The 15,132-nt window shown below is 60.9% G+C and carries 16 protein-coding genes and 3 pseudogenes; 7 read left to right on the forward strand and 12 right to left on the reverse strand.

Annotated features, from left to right (window positions below):
• Nucleotides 1-100: 100 nt before the first annotated feature.
• The 12 genes and pseudogenes from N7E01_RS09955 to N7E01_RS10015 all read right to left on the reverse strand — a co-directional run bounded on the left by N7E01_RS09955 (nucleotide 101) and on the right by N7E01_RS10015 (nucleotide 10,396).
• Complete coding sequence (locus tag N7E01_RS09955; RefSeq protein ID WP_350495034.1) at nucleotides 101-1,330, reverse strand: condensation domain-containing protein; 1,230 nt, start codon at nucleotides 1,328-1,330, stop codon at nucleotides 101-103.
• A complete protein-coding gene (locus tag N7E01_RS09960) occupies nucleotides 1,327-1,518 on the reverse strand; it encodes a hypothetical protein (protein WP_289172782.1) in 192 nt (63 codons plus the stop codon). The genes N7E01_RS09955 and N7E01_RS09960 overlap by 4 nt, the downstream gene beginning before the upstream one ends.
• Before the next feature lie 8 nt (nucleotides 1,519-1,526).
• Nucleotides 1,527-3,928: pseudogene (locus tag N7E01_RS18850) on the reverse strand (AMP-binding protein).
• Nucleotides 3,880-4,629 carry a condensation domain-containing protein gene (locus tag N7E01_RS09975; RefSeq protein WP_289172783.1) on the reverse strand — a complete coding sequence of 250 codons (750 nt, stop codon included), beginning with the start codon at nucleotides 4,627-4,629 and terminating at the stop codon, nucleotides 3,880-3,882. The pseudogene N7E01_RS18850 and the gene N7E01_RS09975 overlap by 49 nt, the downstream one beginning before the upstream one ends.
• Before the next feature lie 76 nt (nucleotides 4,630-4,705).
• Nucleotides 4,706-5,572: a non-ribosomal peptide synthetase gene (locus tag N7E01_RS09980; RefSeq protein ID WP_289172784.1), complete on the reverse strand. Its 867-nt coding sequence runs from the start codon at nucleotides 5,570-5,572 to the stop codon at nucleotides 4,706-4,708.
• The gene (locus tag N7E01_RS09985; protein WP_289172785.1) at nucleotides 5,508-6,272 is read right to left on the reverse strand and encodes an AMP-binding protein; all 765 of its coding nucleotides are present in this window, start codon (nucleotides 6,270-6,272) and stop codon (nucleotides 5,508-5,510) included. Before N7E01_RS09985 ends, N7E01_RS09980 begins: the two co-directional genes overlap by 65 nt.
• Entirely contained in the window at nucleotides 6,269-6,808 is a 540-nt protein-coding gene (locus N7E01_RS09990) for a hypothetical protein (protein ID WP_289172786.1), read from the reverse strand. Before N7E01_RS09990 ends, N7E01_RS09985 begins: the two co-directional genes overlap by 4 nt.
• Nucleotides 6,809-6,813: 5 nt before the next feature.
• Complete coding sequence (locus N7E01_RS09995) at nucleotides 6,814-7,128, reverse strand: hypothetical protein (RefSeq protein ID WP_289172787.1); 315 nt, start codon at nucleotides 7,126-7,128, stop codon at nucleotides 6,814-6,816.
• A gap of 248 nt (nucleotides 7,129-7,376) precedes the next feature.
• Nucleotides 7,377-7,958, reverse strand: coding sequence for a prohibitin family protein (locus N7E01_RS10000; RefSeq protein ID WP_289172788.1), 582 nt, complete (start codon nucleotides 7,956-7,958; stop codon nucleotides 7,377-7,379).
• Nucleotides 7,955-9,580 (reverse strand): cyclic peptide export ABC transporter, encoded by a 1,626-nt coding sequence (locus N7E01_RS10005; protein ID WP_289172789.1) that lies wholly within the window; start codon nucleotides 9,578-9,580, stop codon nucleotides 7,955-7,957. Before N7E01_RS10005 ends, N7E01_RS10000 begins: the two co-directional genes overlap by 4 nt.
• A 122-nt stretch (nucleotides 9,581-9,702) precedes the next feature.
• Entirely contained in the window at nucleotides 9,703-9,867 is a 165-nt protein-coding gene (locus tag N7E01_RS10010; RefSeq protein WP_289172790.1) for a hypothetical protein, read from the reverse strand.
• A gap of 4 nt (nucleotides 9,868-9,871) precedes the next feature.
• The gene (locus N7E01_RS10015) at nucleotides 9,872-10,396 is read right to left on the reverse strand and encodes a YcjF family protein (protein ID WP_289172791.1); all 525 of its coding nucleotides are present in this window, start codon (nucleotides 10,394-10,396) and stop codon (nucleotides 9,872-9,874) included.
• Nucleotides 10,397-10,678: 282 nt separating this feature from the next.
• Between N7E01_RS10015 and N7E01_RS10020 the strand changes: the two genes are divergently transcribed.
• From N7E01_RS10020 to N7E01_RS10045, 7 genes and pseudogenes are all read left to right on the forward strand, one after another.
• Nucleotides 10,679-11,701, forward strand: coding sequence for a glycosyltransferase family 2 protein (locus N7E01_RS10020; RefSeq protein ID WP_289172792.1), 1,023 nt, complete (start codon nucleotides 10,679-10,681; stop codon nucleotides 11,699-11,701).
• The gene (locus tag N7E01_RS10025; protein WP_289172793.1) at nucleotides 11,691-12,002 is read left to right on the forward strand and encodes a hypothetical protein; all 312 of its coding nucleotides are present in this window, start codon (nucleotides 11,691-11,693) and stop codon (nucleotides 12,000-12,002) included. Before N7E01_RS10020 ends, N7E01_RS10025 begins: the two co-directional genes overlap by 11 nt.
• A pseudogene (locus N7E01_RS18855) lies at nucleotides 11,918-12,133 on the forward strand (phospholipid carrier-dependent glycosyltransferase); the annotation flags it as partial. The gene N7E01_RS10025 and the pseudogene N7E01_RS18855, both read left to right, overlap by 85 nt.
• A gap of 14 nt (nucleotides 12,134-12,147) precedes the next feature.
• Complete coding sequence (locus tag N7E01_RS10030; protein WP_289172794.1) at nucleotides 12,148-13,167, forward strand: glycosyltransferase family protein; 1,020 nt, start codon at nucleotides 12,148-12,150, stop codon at nucleotides 13,165-13,167.
• Nucleotides 13,168-13,296: 129 nt separating this feature from the next.
• Nucleotides 13,297-13,458, forward strand: a pseudogene (locus tag N7E01_RS10035) (response regulator); the annotation flags it as partial.
• A gap of 116 nt (nucleotides 13,459-13,574) precedes the next feature.
• Complete coding sequence (locus N7E01_RS10040) at nucleotides 13,575-13,865, forward strand: winged helix-turn-helix domain-containing protein (RefSeq protein WP_289172795.1); 291 nt, start codon at nucleotides 13,575-13,577, stop codon at nucleotides 13,863-13,865.
• A complete protein-coding gene (locus N7E01_RS10045; protein WP_289172796.1) occupies nucleotides 13,862-15,055 on the forward strand; it encodes a sensor histidine kinase in 1,194 nt (397 codons plus the stop codon). Before N7E01_RS10040 ends, N7E01_RS10045 begins: the two co-directional genes overlap by 4 nt.
• The last annotated feature ends 77 nt before the right edge of the window (nucleotides 15,056-15,132 follow it).

Genomic DNA, 15,132 nt, shown 5'->3' on the forward strand with positions numbered 1-15,132 from the left:
AGTGCCAGCCGTTCCGGCAGATGCCGGTACCATTCACACAGTGACTGACCGGCGCGGTCTGTCGGGGCTGCCGTACCGGATGCCGGTGTTGTGGCCAGCGTCAGGCCAATGCGGATAACGCCGGCCAGACGTTCAGCGACATCGGCGGGGATTCGCTGGCTGTCGTATTCCAGACCGAAGACAGTACCCCTGACGGGGCAGAGGTAATGGTCAGCGCCAGATCCACCCGGGCCTGGGTGGATGGCGCCTGTCCCAGGCTGGTGATCTGCAACCCGGGCAAGACAAGGCTCCAGTCAAAGTCCTGCTCGGGTACCACCATGACATGCAGGTCGTCAGTGCGGTCGTCCAGTCCTTTCCATCCCAGATCCTGCAACCAGAATGCGGGAATGTCACGGAAGGACAGCGCCTGCATGACGTGAGTCTGGATGGCTTGAAGGGCCTCGGGCCAGGTACGTTGTCCGGCAAGGTCGAAGCTGCCCAGAAGGGTGTTCGCCAGAAAGGCTGCGCTGTCTTCCAGATCGGGATCATGCCGCCCGGCTTCGGGGAACCCGATGCGTACCGGACCGTCGAGCAGGTTGAATTGCTGCAGGGCAAAGGTCAGGGCGCACAGGCCCTGCACGAATGGGGTGATACCGTTGCTGTCCGTTCGCCCGTCGTATCCGGTAATGACAAGACGGGCCAGCGGTCCACCGCGTTGTTTGCCGCCCCCGGCTGACGGGATGCGGGGGCAACGGGCCTGGGAGACCGCCTGCCGATAGGCCTGCAGGGGCTCTGACACTGCGGCCAGTCGGGCCTGCTGGCGCAGGGCAATGTCACCGATTCCCGGTGGGGTGTTGTCAGGGTGGGCCTCCAGGCCGCAAAGGGCGGCATAGTGGCGGGTCAGATCCTGCATCAGGCGCTGGCTTGACCAGCCGTCGATCATGGCATGGTGCGCCGTCATGATCAGATACAGGCGTTCGGTGTTGACGCGACAGATTTCAACCCTGAACAGGGGGCCGCCATCCAGAAGGAAGGGTTGGCCGGCCAGCCTGTCGCGGTGCCCGGCCGCAGTGGCATCGTTCATCAAGGGCGTATCGTGACAAATGACCTGAAACGGTGTGCCGGGCGGGTCGATAGATTGAGCCCACTGCCCCTGGTTTTGTTTCAGCCGGGTTCGCAGCGCCTGGTGACGGTCTGACAGGTATTGCAAGGCGCGCTGCAGCGTCGCCGTGTCGTGTTGTCCGTCGAAACGGTAGGCAATGGCCAGGTTGTAGGCGGTGCGCTGCGGGTGCGAGGCGTATTCCCGGATCAGCCATTGCTGGTTGAATGTCAGTGGCGCTTCCGTTGTCAGGGGGCGGTCAAGGCGACGATGGCGTCGGGCTCAGGCCGACCGGGTGCGTTGAGCGTGTCCGTGCCGGTGTGCTTCGCCTGTTCGGTGCATTCGATACGTTCGGCCAGGGCGGCTAGTGACGGGGTTTCGAACAGCCAGCGCACATCGGTGACAAGGCCGGTTGCCTTGCGCAGCCGGTTCATCGCCATGATGGCTTTCAGCGATGTACCGCCCAGATCAAAAAATGGGCGTCCCGACCGGTAATGCGGCACCCCAGAATGTCTGACCATTGTTGTGCCAGCAGACGTTCCGTGTCGGTACGCAATGGTTCCCGGCTCTGGACAGCGTTGTGTGCCGGCGCGGGGGCTTGCCGCGCAATGGCCAGCAGGGCGGCGTCGTCGGTTTTTCCGGTAGCCCCGACGGGCAGCGCATCCATCCAGACCCATTGATGCGGAATGGCCGCTCGTGGCAAGTGTGTGTGCAGGTGCCGGCGCAGCGCCGATTCGTCGGGTGGCGTTCTCGCCACAACTGCTGCGATCAGGCGGGGCGGCACTGTGCTGTTATCCAGAACGACGCGGCTGCATAAAATGCCAGGTTGTGCGGCCAGGGCTGATTCAATTTCAGCCGCATCAATGCGTACGCCTTCCAGTTTCAGTTGCCGGTCGCGGCGGCCCAGCAGCAACAAAGGCCCGCCCGGGCTTTGCATGGCCAGGTCACCGCTCAGGAATGCACGTTGCCCGCCGAATGCGGGCAATGGCTGGAAACGTCGGGCGGTCAGTGCCGGATCATCAAGATAGCTGTCGGCCAGGCCGATACCGCTGATGGCCAGTTCCCCGGGGAAACCGTCTGGCACAGCGTGCCCTGCCGCATCGACGACCGCAACGGCGACCCCGGGCAAGGGCTTGCCGATGTCGGTGCGCGCCCCGAGCGGTGGTGTAATGTCGGCCCAGGTTGCATCGGCGGTGACTTCCGAGGATCCGTAAATGTTGATCAGCCGGCACCCGGGGACGGCTTTCAGGAATGCCTGGGCCAACGACGTGTCGAGCGGCTCACCACTGCAGGCGCAGAGCCGCAGCGATTGCAGACGGGGCATGTCGCCGTGCGCCAGCACGGCCCGCAGCAACGTGGGCACCAGCACCAGGCGTGTCACGTTGTACCGGCCGAGCAGGGCTGACAAGGCGACCGGGTCGGTCGCGCTGTCGTCTGGTGCAATGACCAACGGGATGCCGGCGCACAGTGGGCCCAGCATTTCGGCATAACTATCGACGAACCCCGGTGATGTTTTCAGGCAGGCCACATCGTCAGGCAATGCCGGGAATGTCGAGGCATACCAGGCCAGACGGTTGATCAGGGCGTGTTGTGTGCAGACGACCCCTTTGGAGTGCCCGTTGACCCGGAGGTAAAGGCAATGAAGGCCGCATCGGGTGCGTGGCGGGCAACCGTCATCGCTGATGGGTGTGCACTGGCCGGGTGGGCCTTGTCTGACGTCGGGCCTGATTGCGCCGGTGGTTGGCCGTGTGCCGCTGGTTGTTGTTCGCGTATACCCGGCGGATGGAGTACGGGCAATGTTCTGGGCGCGGGGACGTCGGTGTCAGACATTGCAACCAGAATATCAGGGTCGGCGGCTGCCAGAATCTGGCGCTGGCGTTGTTCGGGGTGGGCCGGGTCGAGCAGCATCATGACGCCGCCGGCCTTCAGACAGGCCAGCACCGCCACGACCAGTTCGATACTACGGGGCAGCCAGATGGCCACCCGGCAGCCCGTCGTAAATGCCGGGTGGTCATTGAGTTGTTTGGCCAGCAGATCAACCTTCGCCAGCAGCGCTGTGTACGACAGTGTGTGGCCGTTCGCGATCAGGGCGGTGGCGTCGGGTGTATGACGCGCCTGTTGTGTGAACAGGTCGATAACGCGGGAGACGGGCAGTCGTGCAGGTTCGGCACGTGTGATGACCGCTTTGGCCGCTGCAGTCACAGGTGCGCCCGGTGCGACAACCGGTACACCGGATGGTGGGGCTACCGGTGTCACGAGGTGTGTGCCCGGTGTGGCCGCCGTCAGCGCACGGTTTACATCGTGTTCCCAGGAGCGCGCCAGTGTCTGTGCAAACCCGGCGGGGAAGTGGCTGCGACGGCATTCAAGGACTGCACTGAAGGTATCGTGTTCCGCGATTTCCAGTACCAGGTCGGTGCGGGGTACCGGCAAGGGGACCGGTGTCAGTGTGATGCCGGGTGCTGCAAATGGCGGCAGCATGTTGAACATGATTTGCGTCAGTGGTGCCCTGCCCGGCTGGCGCTGCGGCTGTGCGGCGTCCATGATCTGACGCAGCCCCAGGCCGGCATGGGCCATGTCGGTGCTGACAGCCGCCTGGATATGACGCAAGGCGTCAATGAAGGGGGCGTCGGGTGCCGGGTCGCAGCGCAAGGGGATCAGGTCGCTCAGGCAACCGGCCAGCCCGGCGGTACCCGGCCGGTCGCGGTGTGCAATGGTCGTGGCAATGACCAGCTCATTGTTCAGTGTCAACCGCTGCAAAAGCCGTACAAAGACCGTCAGCAAGAAAAACCAGGGCGTGGTTTTCAGCTGGCGACAAAGGGTGCGCAGGGCCTGCGCTTTCTCTGGCTCGATCGTGACGCAGAAGCGGTCGCACGCGGGTTCGTCGGGCGAGGGGGCGTGTGCGCCAGCATGACGGGCGGGGCAAAGCGCTCGGGAGCCCCTTCAAGCCGGGTTCTCCAGTAGGCGCGCAGCGTGTCTGTCTGGCTGGCCGGGCGTTGCCGTTCAAGCGCACTGACCTGGCGTGGCTGCATGGGGCTATCGTCAGGAAGATCCCCGCCCTGCAGCAGGGTCGACAGTTCATGGGCCAATACCTGCAAACCGAACCAGTCACACACGGCGTGATGCATCAGCCAGACCAGACCGGTGCACCGACCGGAGGCTTCGAGAACGGGGTGGATATGCCAGTTGTGGTCATGCATCAGGCCTGGGCTTGATGTGTCCAGCAGTGCGGTCAGGGCAGTCGGGTCGGGGGTCGTGATAGCCGGAGCCATCACCACCGTGGCGGCAGGCTGCACGTTGGCAACCAGTTGATCGTCGCGTGTCTCGTAAACGGTGCGCAGGGTTTCATGGCGCTCGACCAGGGCTTGCAGGGCCTGCGTGATGCGTGTCAACGCGTACGGTTGCTCAAAGCGTACCCAGACCCCCAGCCCATTCACACGCCTGTCGCCGTCGACGCACTCCTGTAACCACAGGCGCTCTACCGCCGACTGGACGGGCCAGAACGGGGGCGGGTCGTTTGCTGCAGACCCGTTCTCTGCCGGGGTTTTGGCCAACAGCCCCTTTTTTGTAAAAGGGCTTTTAATGCGTGGTGGTCCTGGGCAGAAAGTCGCTTCATGGGTGTGTAAAACGTCAGGAGCTTCCCGCTGGACCGTCCAGAGTCTGGTTCAGGTGGGCAACTACGGTTTCGAAGAGTTCAGAGTCTGTAATCTGGCGGCGCAGGTGCTCTGCCAGAGCATGGGGTGTCGGGCATTGGAAAATGACCGCAACCGGGATATCGGTGAAAAACCACTCTGACAGCTCGGCGGCCAGGCGTGTGGCGCTGACCGAATCACCGCCAATCAGGAAGAAGTCGTCATGTGCACCCACGGCAGGTTCTTCCAGCAGCTGGGCGATGAAGGCGGCCAGACAGGAGGCCGCCGGGTCGGTGGCAGGTGTACTGTTGTCGTCGACCGAACCGGTAGCGCGTCGTGTCTGCGTCTTGCCCAAGTCGTGTGCCCGTTGCAGCGAGGAGGCATAGTCGCCCCGTTCCAGGCGCTGGCGCAGTTCTTTCTTGATGATTTTGCCTACGGGGGTCAGTGGGAACGCGGTTGGGCTCAGCGGCACCAGATAGTGCGTCGCGACAGCGTGGGCTGAACGCAGACTGTCGTGTATGGCTGCAATCAGCCCCGACAGCGTGGCGTCATCGGCCAGACCCGCCTCGGGGTAGCTGGAGAAATAAACCGCAATTTCTTCTGTGGTGGCGCCTTCCGGCAGAAAAGGCGTGACGGCCAGCCGGGTCGGGTCAATACCGGGAATGCGTGCCAGCGTGTTTTCCAGCTCATGCGCAAATAACGTAACCCCGCGTACATTCAGCGTATCTTTGATGCGCCCGGTAACGTAGAGCGCGCCATTGGCGATAAAGCCGGCATCACCGGTGTCGAACCAGCCGGTGTCACCAACACGGGGGCTGTTCGTGCTGACCAAAATAGCGTGTGAACAATTGCGGCGATTCGACATGAATGTTGCCGATTTCACCTTCAGTCAGCACCTGGTTGTTGTCATCAACAATACGAAACCGGCTGCCGGCAATCGGCTGCCCCAGACTGGTGAAGGCGCCGATGGTGTGACCCAGCCTGCCCCGGCTGATGCCGGCGCAGGTTTCCGACATCCCGAATGCCGGGATCATGGCTTCGGGATTCAACCCGTGCTGTTCAAGGTCGCGCACACTGGACAGCAGGGCGTGCTCATTGACGGCTTCACCGCCGTTGAAAATGGCGCGCAACGACGCCAGGTTGTAACGGGTGGATGTAGCGCGTGCTGCGCGAGCCAGCAGTTCGTAGGCAAAATTGGGCGACCAGGTGATGCTGACTTTTTCGGTATCAACCAGTTGCAGCCAGCGCTCGGGCTGTGCCAATACATAACCGACATCGGCGTGAACCTGGCTGGCTTGCAGAATGACGGCACCCATGAACACGAACGCCATGGCACCGACATGGTCGCGCGGCAACCAGTTCATCAGGACGTCGTTGGCGCTGGCCTTGCAGGCATGGCCCAGCAGGCTGGCCGTCATGGCCACCAGGGCCCGGTGGCTTTGCATTACCCCCTTGGGCAGGCCGGTGCTGCCCGAGGTGAGGATGATCAGGGCGGTTTCGGTCGGGTCGGGTGAGTGAATTTTGGCCTGGTCGCCGGGCGTTTGGCGCAGCGTGTCAAAGCTCATAACCCGCCGGGAGTGGATGGCCGGGATGTGGCGCGCGCGGCGGCACCGGTCGAATCAAGCAGCAAGGGCGGGTCATTGAGCAGCGTGCAGGCGGCGTCCAGACGCTGGTAGGCCGAAAACTCGGCCTGAATGTCGGGCAGTTCGATGGCACTGACCTGCAGCCCGCCCAGAATGGCGGCCCAAAGCCCGGTGAGCAGCACCTCGGCGTCATTGGCAGCAACCAGCAGTGTTTGCCCGGGTTGCAGGCCGGCTTGCTGCAGGCCGGCCAGTACGCCAAGTGCGTTTTGATGCAGTTGCGCGTAGGGCAGCCGGTGTACAGCGCCGTCAGGTCGGTAGATGATGGCCTGGCCGACCGAGGCTGCCGCCCGTATCAGCGCCTGTACGCCGTTTGGTGGCAGGCCGTCTGGCCACGGTAACGGGCCGCCGTCAGCGAGTGCGGGCGTGGTGCCGCGTGACTGGCCGATGACAGAGGGCTGGGGTTTGGCGGTGTCAAGGGTGGCGGCACCCGTGGAGTCAGGCGTGTTGGGGTCAACCATGGTGTTTACCTTTCGTGCGGACGAGCGGTCGGGTAGCGATGGCTTGGGCCATCGTCTTTATAGCCTCGCATGGGCCCAGGCACGGGCGGCATGCCGTCGGCCAGGTTGGGCGTTGCCAGCGGCCCTGGACGCACTGCAGCCGAACCATTGCCAGCCTCTGGCTTGTTTTTTTGTGATGAGTCAGGGGCCTGCCGGTTTTCTTCGTCTGCAGAGGTTCCGGTACGGGCCGCCGTTGCACCGGGCAAGCTGACCGCCGGAGCGTTCTTGTCGGTAGCGTCAAAAATGACCGGCAGCCCGCTTTCGCTGTTGCCGAAAATCACGATTTTGCTGTTGGGTGATTTCGCCAGTTCAAGGCTGGCTTCGATACCGCGCCATTTAAGGTAGCTGTCTGAAATGGCGGGCGCGATGGTTTCCTGGAATGTGCGGATACCTTCGGCCTCAATCTGCTTGCGTTCGGTTTCCAGTTCTTCGCGCTTGACGATGAAACGGTATTCTTCGACGATCTGGGCCTGTTCCAGCTTGTTCTCGATAGCCTTGCGGATTTGCGGCGGCAGCTCGACAGAGCGGATCAGGACATCAACCAGCTCGAGGACATCATCCGGGTCACGTTTGCCCGGGGTTCGGCCGCAATGCCGTTTTCGGGAGAACCGCTGGTAATCATTTCGTACAGCAGTTCCTGCACTTCGGTACGTTTCTCTGTGAACAGCGCTTCGGCCGAGTAACGCGCCACGACACGCCGGGCGGCCCAGCCTACCTTGGGCACCAGCAGCTTGTTCACGTAGTCAGGCCCCATCGTCTGGTTCAGCAGCACGACTTTTTCACGGAACAGCAGCCAGCGGATGGTCAGTGAAATATTGAAATGCAGACCGTCTTTTGACACGACCTGGAAGTCGTGGTCACGCGTTTGCAGACGCAGGTCGTAGGTGTAGAACTGGTCCCAGGGCTGAATGAAGTGAACCCCTTCACGCAACGGCCCGACCGAGTTTTCGGCACTGACCGGAAAGCGGTGCCACAGTACGCTGGCATGGCCAACCGGCGTTGTCTTGACGATGGCATCCCACAGCACAATGACCAGGAAAATGAAGATCAGCAGCACGAAAATCAGGCCGGCCGTCAGGCGCCGCAGTTTGTGTCTCAGTTTGGCGTTCATGGGGCATCTACCAGGGTCATTTTCCCTTCAGACATATGAAAACGCCGGTCGGCGCAATCAAAATAATGGTCGTCGTGGGTAATGCAGATAATGGCTTTGCCCTGGGTTTTGAGTTCGGGCAGGATTTCGGTGTAGAACACCTTGCGTGTGGCCGGGTCCTGGTCAGCTGCCCATTCATCGAGCACCAGCACAGGGCGTTGCTCGGCAAGGGCCAGTGCCAGTGCCAGCCGTTTTTTCTGGCCCGTGGACAAAGCTTCGGTTTCCAGCTTTGACAGATCGTCGGGCAGTTTGCTGCGTATGCCCAGCCGTGTCAGCCACTGTTCAAGGATGAGAAGCCCGGTATCATCAAGCCCGTAGGCGCGCGGGAAAACGTGGTAATCGGAAAAAACGCCGGCGAACAGGTTGCAATACCATTGCGGAGCATGCGCGGGTACGGTGGTACCCAGTGCCTTGATGGAACCGCTGTCGCGCGGGTAAAGTCCGGTAAGCACGCGCAGTGCGGTCGTCTTGCCCGACCCGTTACCCCCGGTGATGAAAACGATTTCGCCGGGGCGCAGGTCAAGGCAGATGTCATCAATGCAGAACCCCGCAGCGTTGCCCGTTTGTGCGGCCCGATGCTGGTAGCCGACATGCTCAAGCTGCAACCCGTTAAATGGCGCGGCAGGGATATCGGTGTGTTCGGGGGTGGCCGCGACGCATTCGTCGATGCGGCGTTCGAACTGTTCGATGCTGCGCAAGGCGAACCGGGCGACGACAAAGTGCTGGATGCTGTTGGCCAATGAACCGACCGGGCCGATCAGGAACAGTACGGCCATGACAATACGTGAAATATCGGCACCGGGGATGTCGGCCAGCATCGGCAGCACAAACACGACGCTGCCGGCCAACAGATACGATACCGAGGTGCCGGTGGTGAGAATTTGGGCCAGGATATGGGCGCTGGTCGAGCGATTTCTGGCCATGAGACCCGAAGTTTCAACCATGTCGTGTTCGAGCCCGGCCCGGCGCTGCGCATTCAGGCGCAGCTCTTTGTTGCCTTGAACCAGGGCGGTGGCGTAGCTTTGAAAGCGCTGGCTGCTTTCTTCGGTTTCACGCAACGTGGTGTCGAGCTGGCGGTTAAGACTTAAATAGCCCAGAACGGAAAGCCCTGCCACCACCGCGGTTAACAGGCCGGCCGCAGGGGAAAGGTACAGCAGGTAACCATACATGAATACCAGCATGACCAGGCCTTCCAGCCCCGAAACCAGGGGTACGACGGCTTGTGACAACGAATCGTATGAGGCCGACAGCCCGTTTACCACACGTTCGCCCCGCAGGTTTTCTATGTCTCGCAGAGACAGGTTCAGGGTTTTGCCGACAATGGTTTGCCGCCGTTCATGCAAGGACTCTTCGATTTCGGCGGCGGCATTGGCGACCAGCATGCGTTGCGAGAATCGGTAAACCAGCAATAAAACAATGAAAAACACCGCGAGCAGGGTAGAGTAGCCCTGTTTTTCGAGCAGTTCGGCTTCCGTGTTGAGCAGAACCAGAATGCCGGTCCCGGCCGCTGCCGACAAGACCGCGTAGGCCATTAAAAAGCCGCGGGCACCCTGTTGCTGCCACATGTCCAGAAACGCGGGCAAAGAAAAAGGGCCTGGTCGCCCCTTTGATTTGAGCGGCCCAGCAGCCTTAGCAGAAATGCGCCCGTGCGACGGGGCTTGCCTGGGTTAGACATCGCTGGCCCTATGCAGATCAAGCCCTGCCGTCATGGTGACTTGCGGGGCTCTGCCACCAGGTAGGCCAGGCCCATGATGATGGGGGTCAGGAGAAGCGACAGCACAAAGGCGCCAACGAAGCCAACCCGACTGTTGCGCCCGACAAAGCCGACGACAAGACTGAGCAGTACGTAGGCCAGAACGGACAGGATCATGGTGTTACTCGGTGCGGGCTTTCTGGTATTCGGCCTTCAGGCGGCTGCTGGCGGCGCTGGCGCTGAAGTTTTCAAGCGTCCCGCCCGAGGCAAAATGTGAGGCGAAGACCCGGCCCAGCGCATAGGTTGCAGCAGAACCAAACGCGGCAAACCCGATGCTGCCGAGGATGGTGCCGGTGACCGGCACGACTTTTGCTGACGAGCCCAGCAGACCGCCGCTGATGCCGGCGGCCCCCAGTGTGCCCAGCAACGAGGCCACCAAAGGTTTGAGCGAGCTTTCGCTGGCGTCGGCACCGTAGCATTGCGCGATGTTTTTGATCATTTTGACCTGGACTGTGGCCAGTGCCGCCAGATCAAGCAGCGGGATCGGTACGATGGCCGCTGCCGCTGCCCACTTCACCTGGCGTTTGATGATTTGCTCGGCCTGCGCATTGGCCGCATCAAGGTCGACGGTGGGCTTGACGATTTCAAGCGCCTGGTCTTGCTCGACCGTTTCAGGAGAATCGACGGGTTCGTTTTGGGCAGTCATGGCGGTTGTCCTGTTGAGTATGGGGTTGAGCTTCCCGGGGCGTGACGGGTAACGCCACACAGCACAGCTTGATTCTGCCGCGCTTTTTGGTTACGAATGGAAAAGCATAATGGAATTATGTGACGTATACAAGGTTTGCAAACAGGCATTTCAGACGTACCTTTCATGCGGCTTCCCTGGCTACAGGTTCTTGATGTTTTCTTGATGTTTTATTGACGTTTCCTTGTTGGCCCCCTGCGTATCGTACGGGCTCTGTGATCAACGTCTCGTGTGAGCAATGTCATGAATTCTCAAGAAAGGTTTGACCGGACAACAACCGGCCGGCCGCTGGTGTCAGTGGTCATTCCGGTGTTTAACGAACGCGCCGTCCTGCCCGTCCTGCATCAGCGGCTGGACAGCGTGCTGGGGCCCCTGCCGGTTCGTTATGAGCTGGTACTGGTAGATGACGGCAGTACGGACGGCAGCGGCCAGTATCTGGTTGATCTGGCGCAGCGTGTGCCGGGGGTCAGGGCGGTGCGCCTGAGCCGGAATTTTGGCAAGGAAGCGGCCCTGACGGCGGGTATTGAACACGCCCGGGGCGATGCCATCATTGTCATTGACGCCGACCTGCAAGACCCGCCCGAACTTATCCCGCAAATGCTGTCGGCCTGGCAGGACGGGGCCGATGTCGTGGCCATGAAGCGCCGTTCCCGTGCCGGTGAGACGGCCTTGAAGCGTTGGAGCGCGCATTTGTTCTATCGCTTGCTGAGCCGCATCAGCGCCGTTGATATCCCCCACGATACGGGTGATTTCCGGTTGCTGAGCCGAAAGGCGGTCGAGGCGTTGTCCCGTTTGCCCGAGCGTAATCGCTACATGAAGGGGTTGTTCGCCTGGATCGGTTTGCCGACGACGGTCATCGAGTACGACCGTGCCCCACGGGCGGCTGGTCATAGCCAATGGGATTACCTGTCGCTGTTCCGGCTGGCCTTCGAGGGGATTACCTCGTTCTCGGTCGCTCCTTTGCGGCTGGCCATGGTGCTGGGTGCCCTGATTGCTTTTGGCGGGGTGCTGTTTGGTGCCTGGATCATCCTCAAGACACTGGTGCTGGGCGAGATTGTTCCCGGCTATCCGTCAATGATTGCCATAATGACGGTATTGGGTGGAACCCAGCTGCTTTCCATTGGCTTGCTGGGCGAGTATGTCGGGAAAATTTACTTTGAAGCGAAACAACGCCCGGTTTATCTGGTGCGCGATATTACCGTGAGCGTCCGCGAAGGTCAGCGGCCGGTGTTTCGCGATGTCAAAGGAACCCGTCATGTGGCGTGATCGTCATTTCAGTCTGTTGTTGATGTTGTTGCTGGGCGTTCCGTTGCTGGCGATGGTCATGATGCCGCTTGCAGACACGACCGAGCCCCGCTATGCCGAAATCGCCCGCCTCATGGCGGCCAGTGGTGACTGGATCACGCCGTGGTTTGAACCGGGCGTTCCATTCTGGGGAAGCCGCCGCTGTCGTTCTGGGCTCAGGCGGCTGCGTTTCGCTGGTTGGGTGTCAGTGATTTTGTGCCTCGTTTGCCGTCCTGGCTGGTCACGGCCGCAACGCTGTGGGTGCTGTACCAGATGGCATTGACATGGTTTGATCGTGCGGTTGCCCGACGGGCTGTGCTGGTCTATGCCTCAAGCGCTCTGGTCTTCATTGCGTCGGGGGCGGTCCTGACCGACCCGTATCTCACGTTGGGCACCACCTTGAGCATGGCGGGTGTGGTGATGGCCGGGTGCAGACCCACGGTGTTCTGGCGCTACAGTTTTTTCTGGGGCTGGCCATTGGTTTGCTGGCCAAGGGGCCGCTGGCCCTGGTGCTGGTGGGCGGTGCCGTGTTGCCGTGGTTTTTACTGTTTGGTGAGGCTCGTTCGGCCATCAAGGGGCTGCCGTGGGTCACAGGTCTGTTGCTCACCTTGATTCTGGTATTGCCCTGGTACATTGCTGCTGAACTGAAAACCCCGGGTTTTCTGGATTATTTCCTGATCGGCGAGCACGTTCGCCGTTTTCTTGATCCCGGTTGGGCCGGAGATCGCTATGGAACTGCTCATCAGGCGGCCTATGGCATGATCTGGTACTACTGGCTTCAGGCCACATTTCCGTGGGGGATCTACGCCCTGGTTGTGTTGCTGCTGCAAATGGTCTCCGAATCAAAGCGTCGTACGCTTGGCCGGCAGCTTGGCGATCAACGCGTCGTTTACCTGTTGGGCTGGGTCGTCTTTACGCCTTTGTTTTTCACGATCTCCGGTAACGTTTTGTGGACGTATGTGTTGCCGGCATTACCTGCATTCAGTCTTCTGGTGGCCTTGACCCTGAAGCGTCCGGGGTCGTCGGGTGTCCGTTATGGGACAGGGTTTCTGGTGTACGTTGCGCCGTTGGTTGCCGCCGTGCTGATGTTCTGGATGCAGGCGGATCCGGGGCGATTGAAAACGGAAAAATGGCTGGTCGAGTATGTGCAGCAGCATCGTGACGCCGGCCAGCCGCTGTATTATCTTGATGATCTGCCGTTTTCTGCCCGGTTTTATTCCCAAGAGACGGCAACCCGTGTCAGCCATGACGACGTGCCGGCCATCATGCGAGACGGGGGTGATTTCTGGCTGGCGGTTCCCAAGGGTTATCCACCGGTTTCCGCAGTGTCGGGGGCTGCAGTCAAAGTGTTTGAAAGCCGGCATTTTGATTTGCTGCGCGTCACGCCTGCGGCTGGCAAGACTGCCACAGCGGCCGCGCCTCTTGCCCAATCCCGATCCATCCAATGAATACAGCCCCTTGCGATTACTTGTTGTTGAGGACCATAAGGCACTGGCCGAAAACCTTTTCGAATTTTTTCAGGTTCGTCGCGCTATGTACTGGATTTTGCCTCTGATGGCTTGACGGCTTTGCACCTGATGGCCAGTCAGACGTATGACGTCATCATTCTGGATGTCATGCTGCCGGGGGTTTCGGGGTTTGAACTTTGCCGCCGCTTGCGCCACGACCTTGACAGCACGACGCCGGTCATCATGATGACGGCCAAAGACCAGTTGCCTGACAAAGAGCAGGGCTTTGGTGCGGGGGCCGACGACTATCTGGTTAAACCTTTCAATCTGAAAGAGTTGCAGCTTCGGGTTGACGCGTTGGCGCGGCGACGCGAAGGGGGCACACAACCGCAGTGCAGATCCCGGGGTTGTCCTTCGATCCGGGGCGACTGCGCGTCAGCGTACCCGGCCATGCGGCCCTGGAATTGTCGGGCACTGCAGCCAAAATTTTTGAGGCGCTGGTGCGGGGGTATCCTGACTTTGTCTCGTACGAGCGCTTGTCTGACGTCTGGGGCGAGCGCGAAGTTGATCGCCATACCCTGCGAACGCACGTCTATGCGTTGCGCAAGGTGTTGCAGGATCATTTCGGGCTGACGCTGATCAAAACCTTGCACGGACGCGGCTACTGCCTGCGGTCGCCACAGGAATCCGCTTCATGAGGTCAATCGCCCATCGTATTTATCGTGTCACGATTCTGGTCAGCCTGGTGTCGGTGGTCACCATGCTGGCAGGAACGTTGCTGGTCAATGAAGACCTCGAGAACACTTTGCTCGGGGTCGAAATGGTCGAAGAGCGTGATTACTTCATTGCGCAGAAGCACGATTTGACGCAGCCGTATCGCCAGGAAGGACTGCGTCAGACGCTGGTCTGGCGACCCGCCGTGGGGCCATCCGCGGCCGTTCAGGCCCTTGACGTTTTGCCCGAGGTGTTTCAAGGCTTGCCCAAACCCTTTTCGGCAGAGATAAAACTTGGTACGCATACGTATTTGGTTGATATTTCCGTTCTGCCGCAGGGCGAGCTGTATCTGGCGCGTGATATTTCGCACTTTGAGGCGCGTGAACGGTTGTTCTTGATTGCCTTGTGGGTCGTTGGCGCGATCATCGTCCTGATGGCAGTCGTGCTGGCCATTATGGCGGCACGCGGTGTGACGCGCCCACTGCGCCGTCTGGCCGACCAGATCCAGCATGTGCCGGTAGGGGCTCGCATGCCGGGGCTTCCCACCGACTGGCGCGATGCAGAGCTGGCCACGATTGCCGGTGCCTTCAACACGTTTGTGGCCGAGCTTGAATCGTATGTGCGCCGTGAAAAGTCATTGCTGAGTCTTGCCAGCCACGAATTGCGCACCCCGATCGCGGTGATTTCCGGGGCACTGGATGTGCTTGAGCAGCGCGGCAGCCTGACGTCGGCCGATCAGGCGACCCTGGCCCGGGTACGTCGGGCGACAACCGAGATGCACAGTAACGTCAACGTCTTGCTGGCGTTGTCGCGCAAGCAAAGCCATGACGCCCGTCTTGCCGAGCCCGTTGTGGTGGCCACTGAGCTGGCCAGGGTGCTGGATGATCTGGATGCCGATTTTCCTGTCCGGGCTCGCGTATGTGTCAATGTGTCCGATCCGGGGCAGGTTCAGGCTGATCCGGTGATGGTTCGAATGCTGTTGCGCAATCTGCTGCAAAATGCCTTGCAGCACACAGCCCGGCGGGTTTTCGTGACGCTCGACGCCCGGGGGTCCAGATTCGCGACGAGGGCCCCGGCTTGTCGCCAGACGGTCGGCAAGTGCTTGAGGGCACCCGCCAGTTGGCGGATTCGCCTGGCCCGGTCAGCGGGTTGGGTCTGTATCTGGTCACCTTGATGGCTGAACGTCTGGGGTGGCGGTTGACACTGGCCGAGGCATCTGACCCGGGTACTTTGGTATTTCTTGAGTTTTCG

The organism is Neopusillimonas aromaticivorans (assembly GCF_030344915.1).
Classification (GTDB): domain Bacteria; phylum Pseudomonadota; class Gammaproteobacteria; order Burkholderiales; family Burkholderiaceae_B; genus Neopusillimonas; species Neopusillimonas aromaticivorans.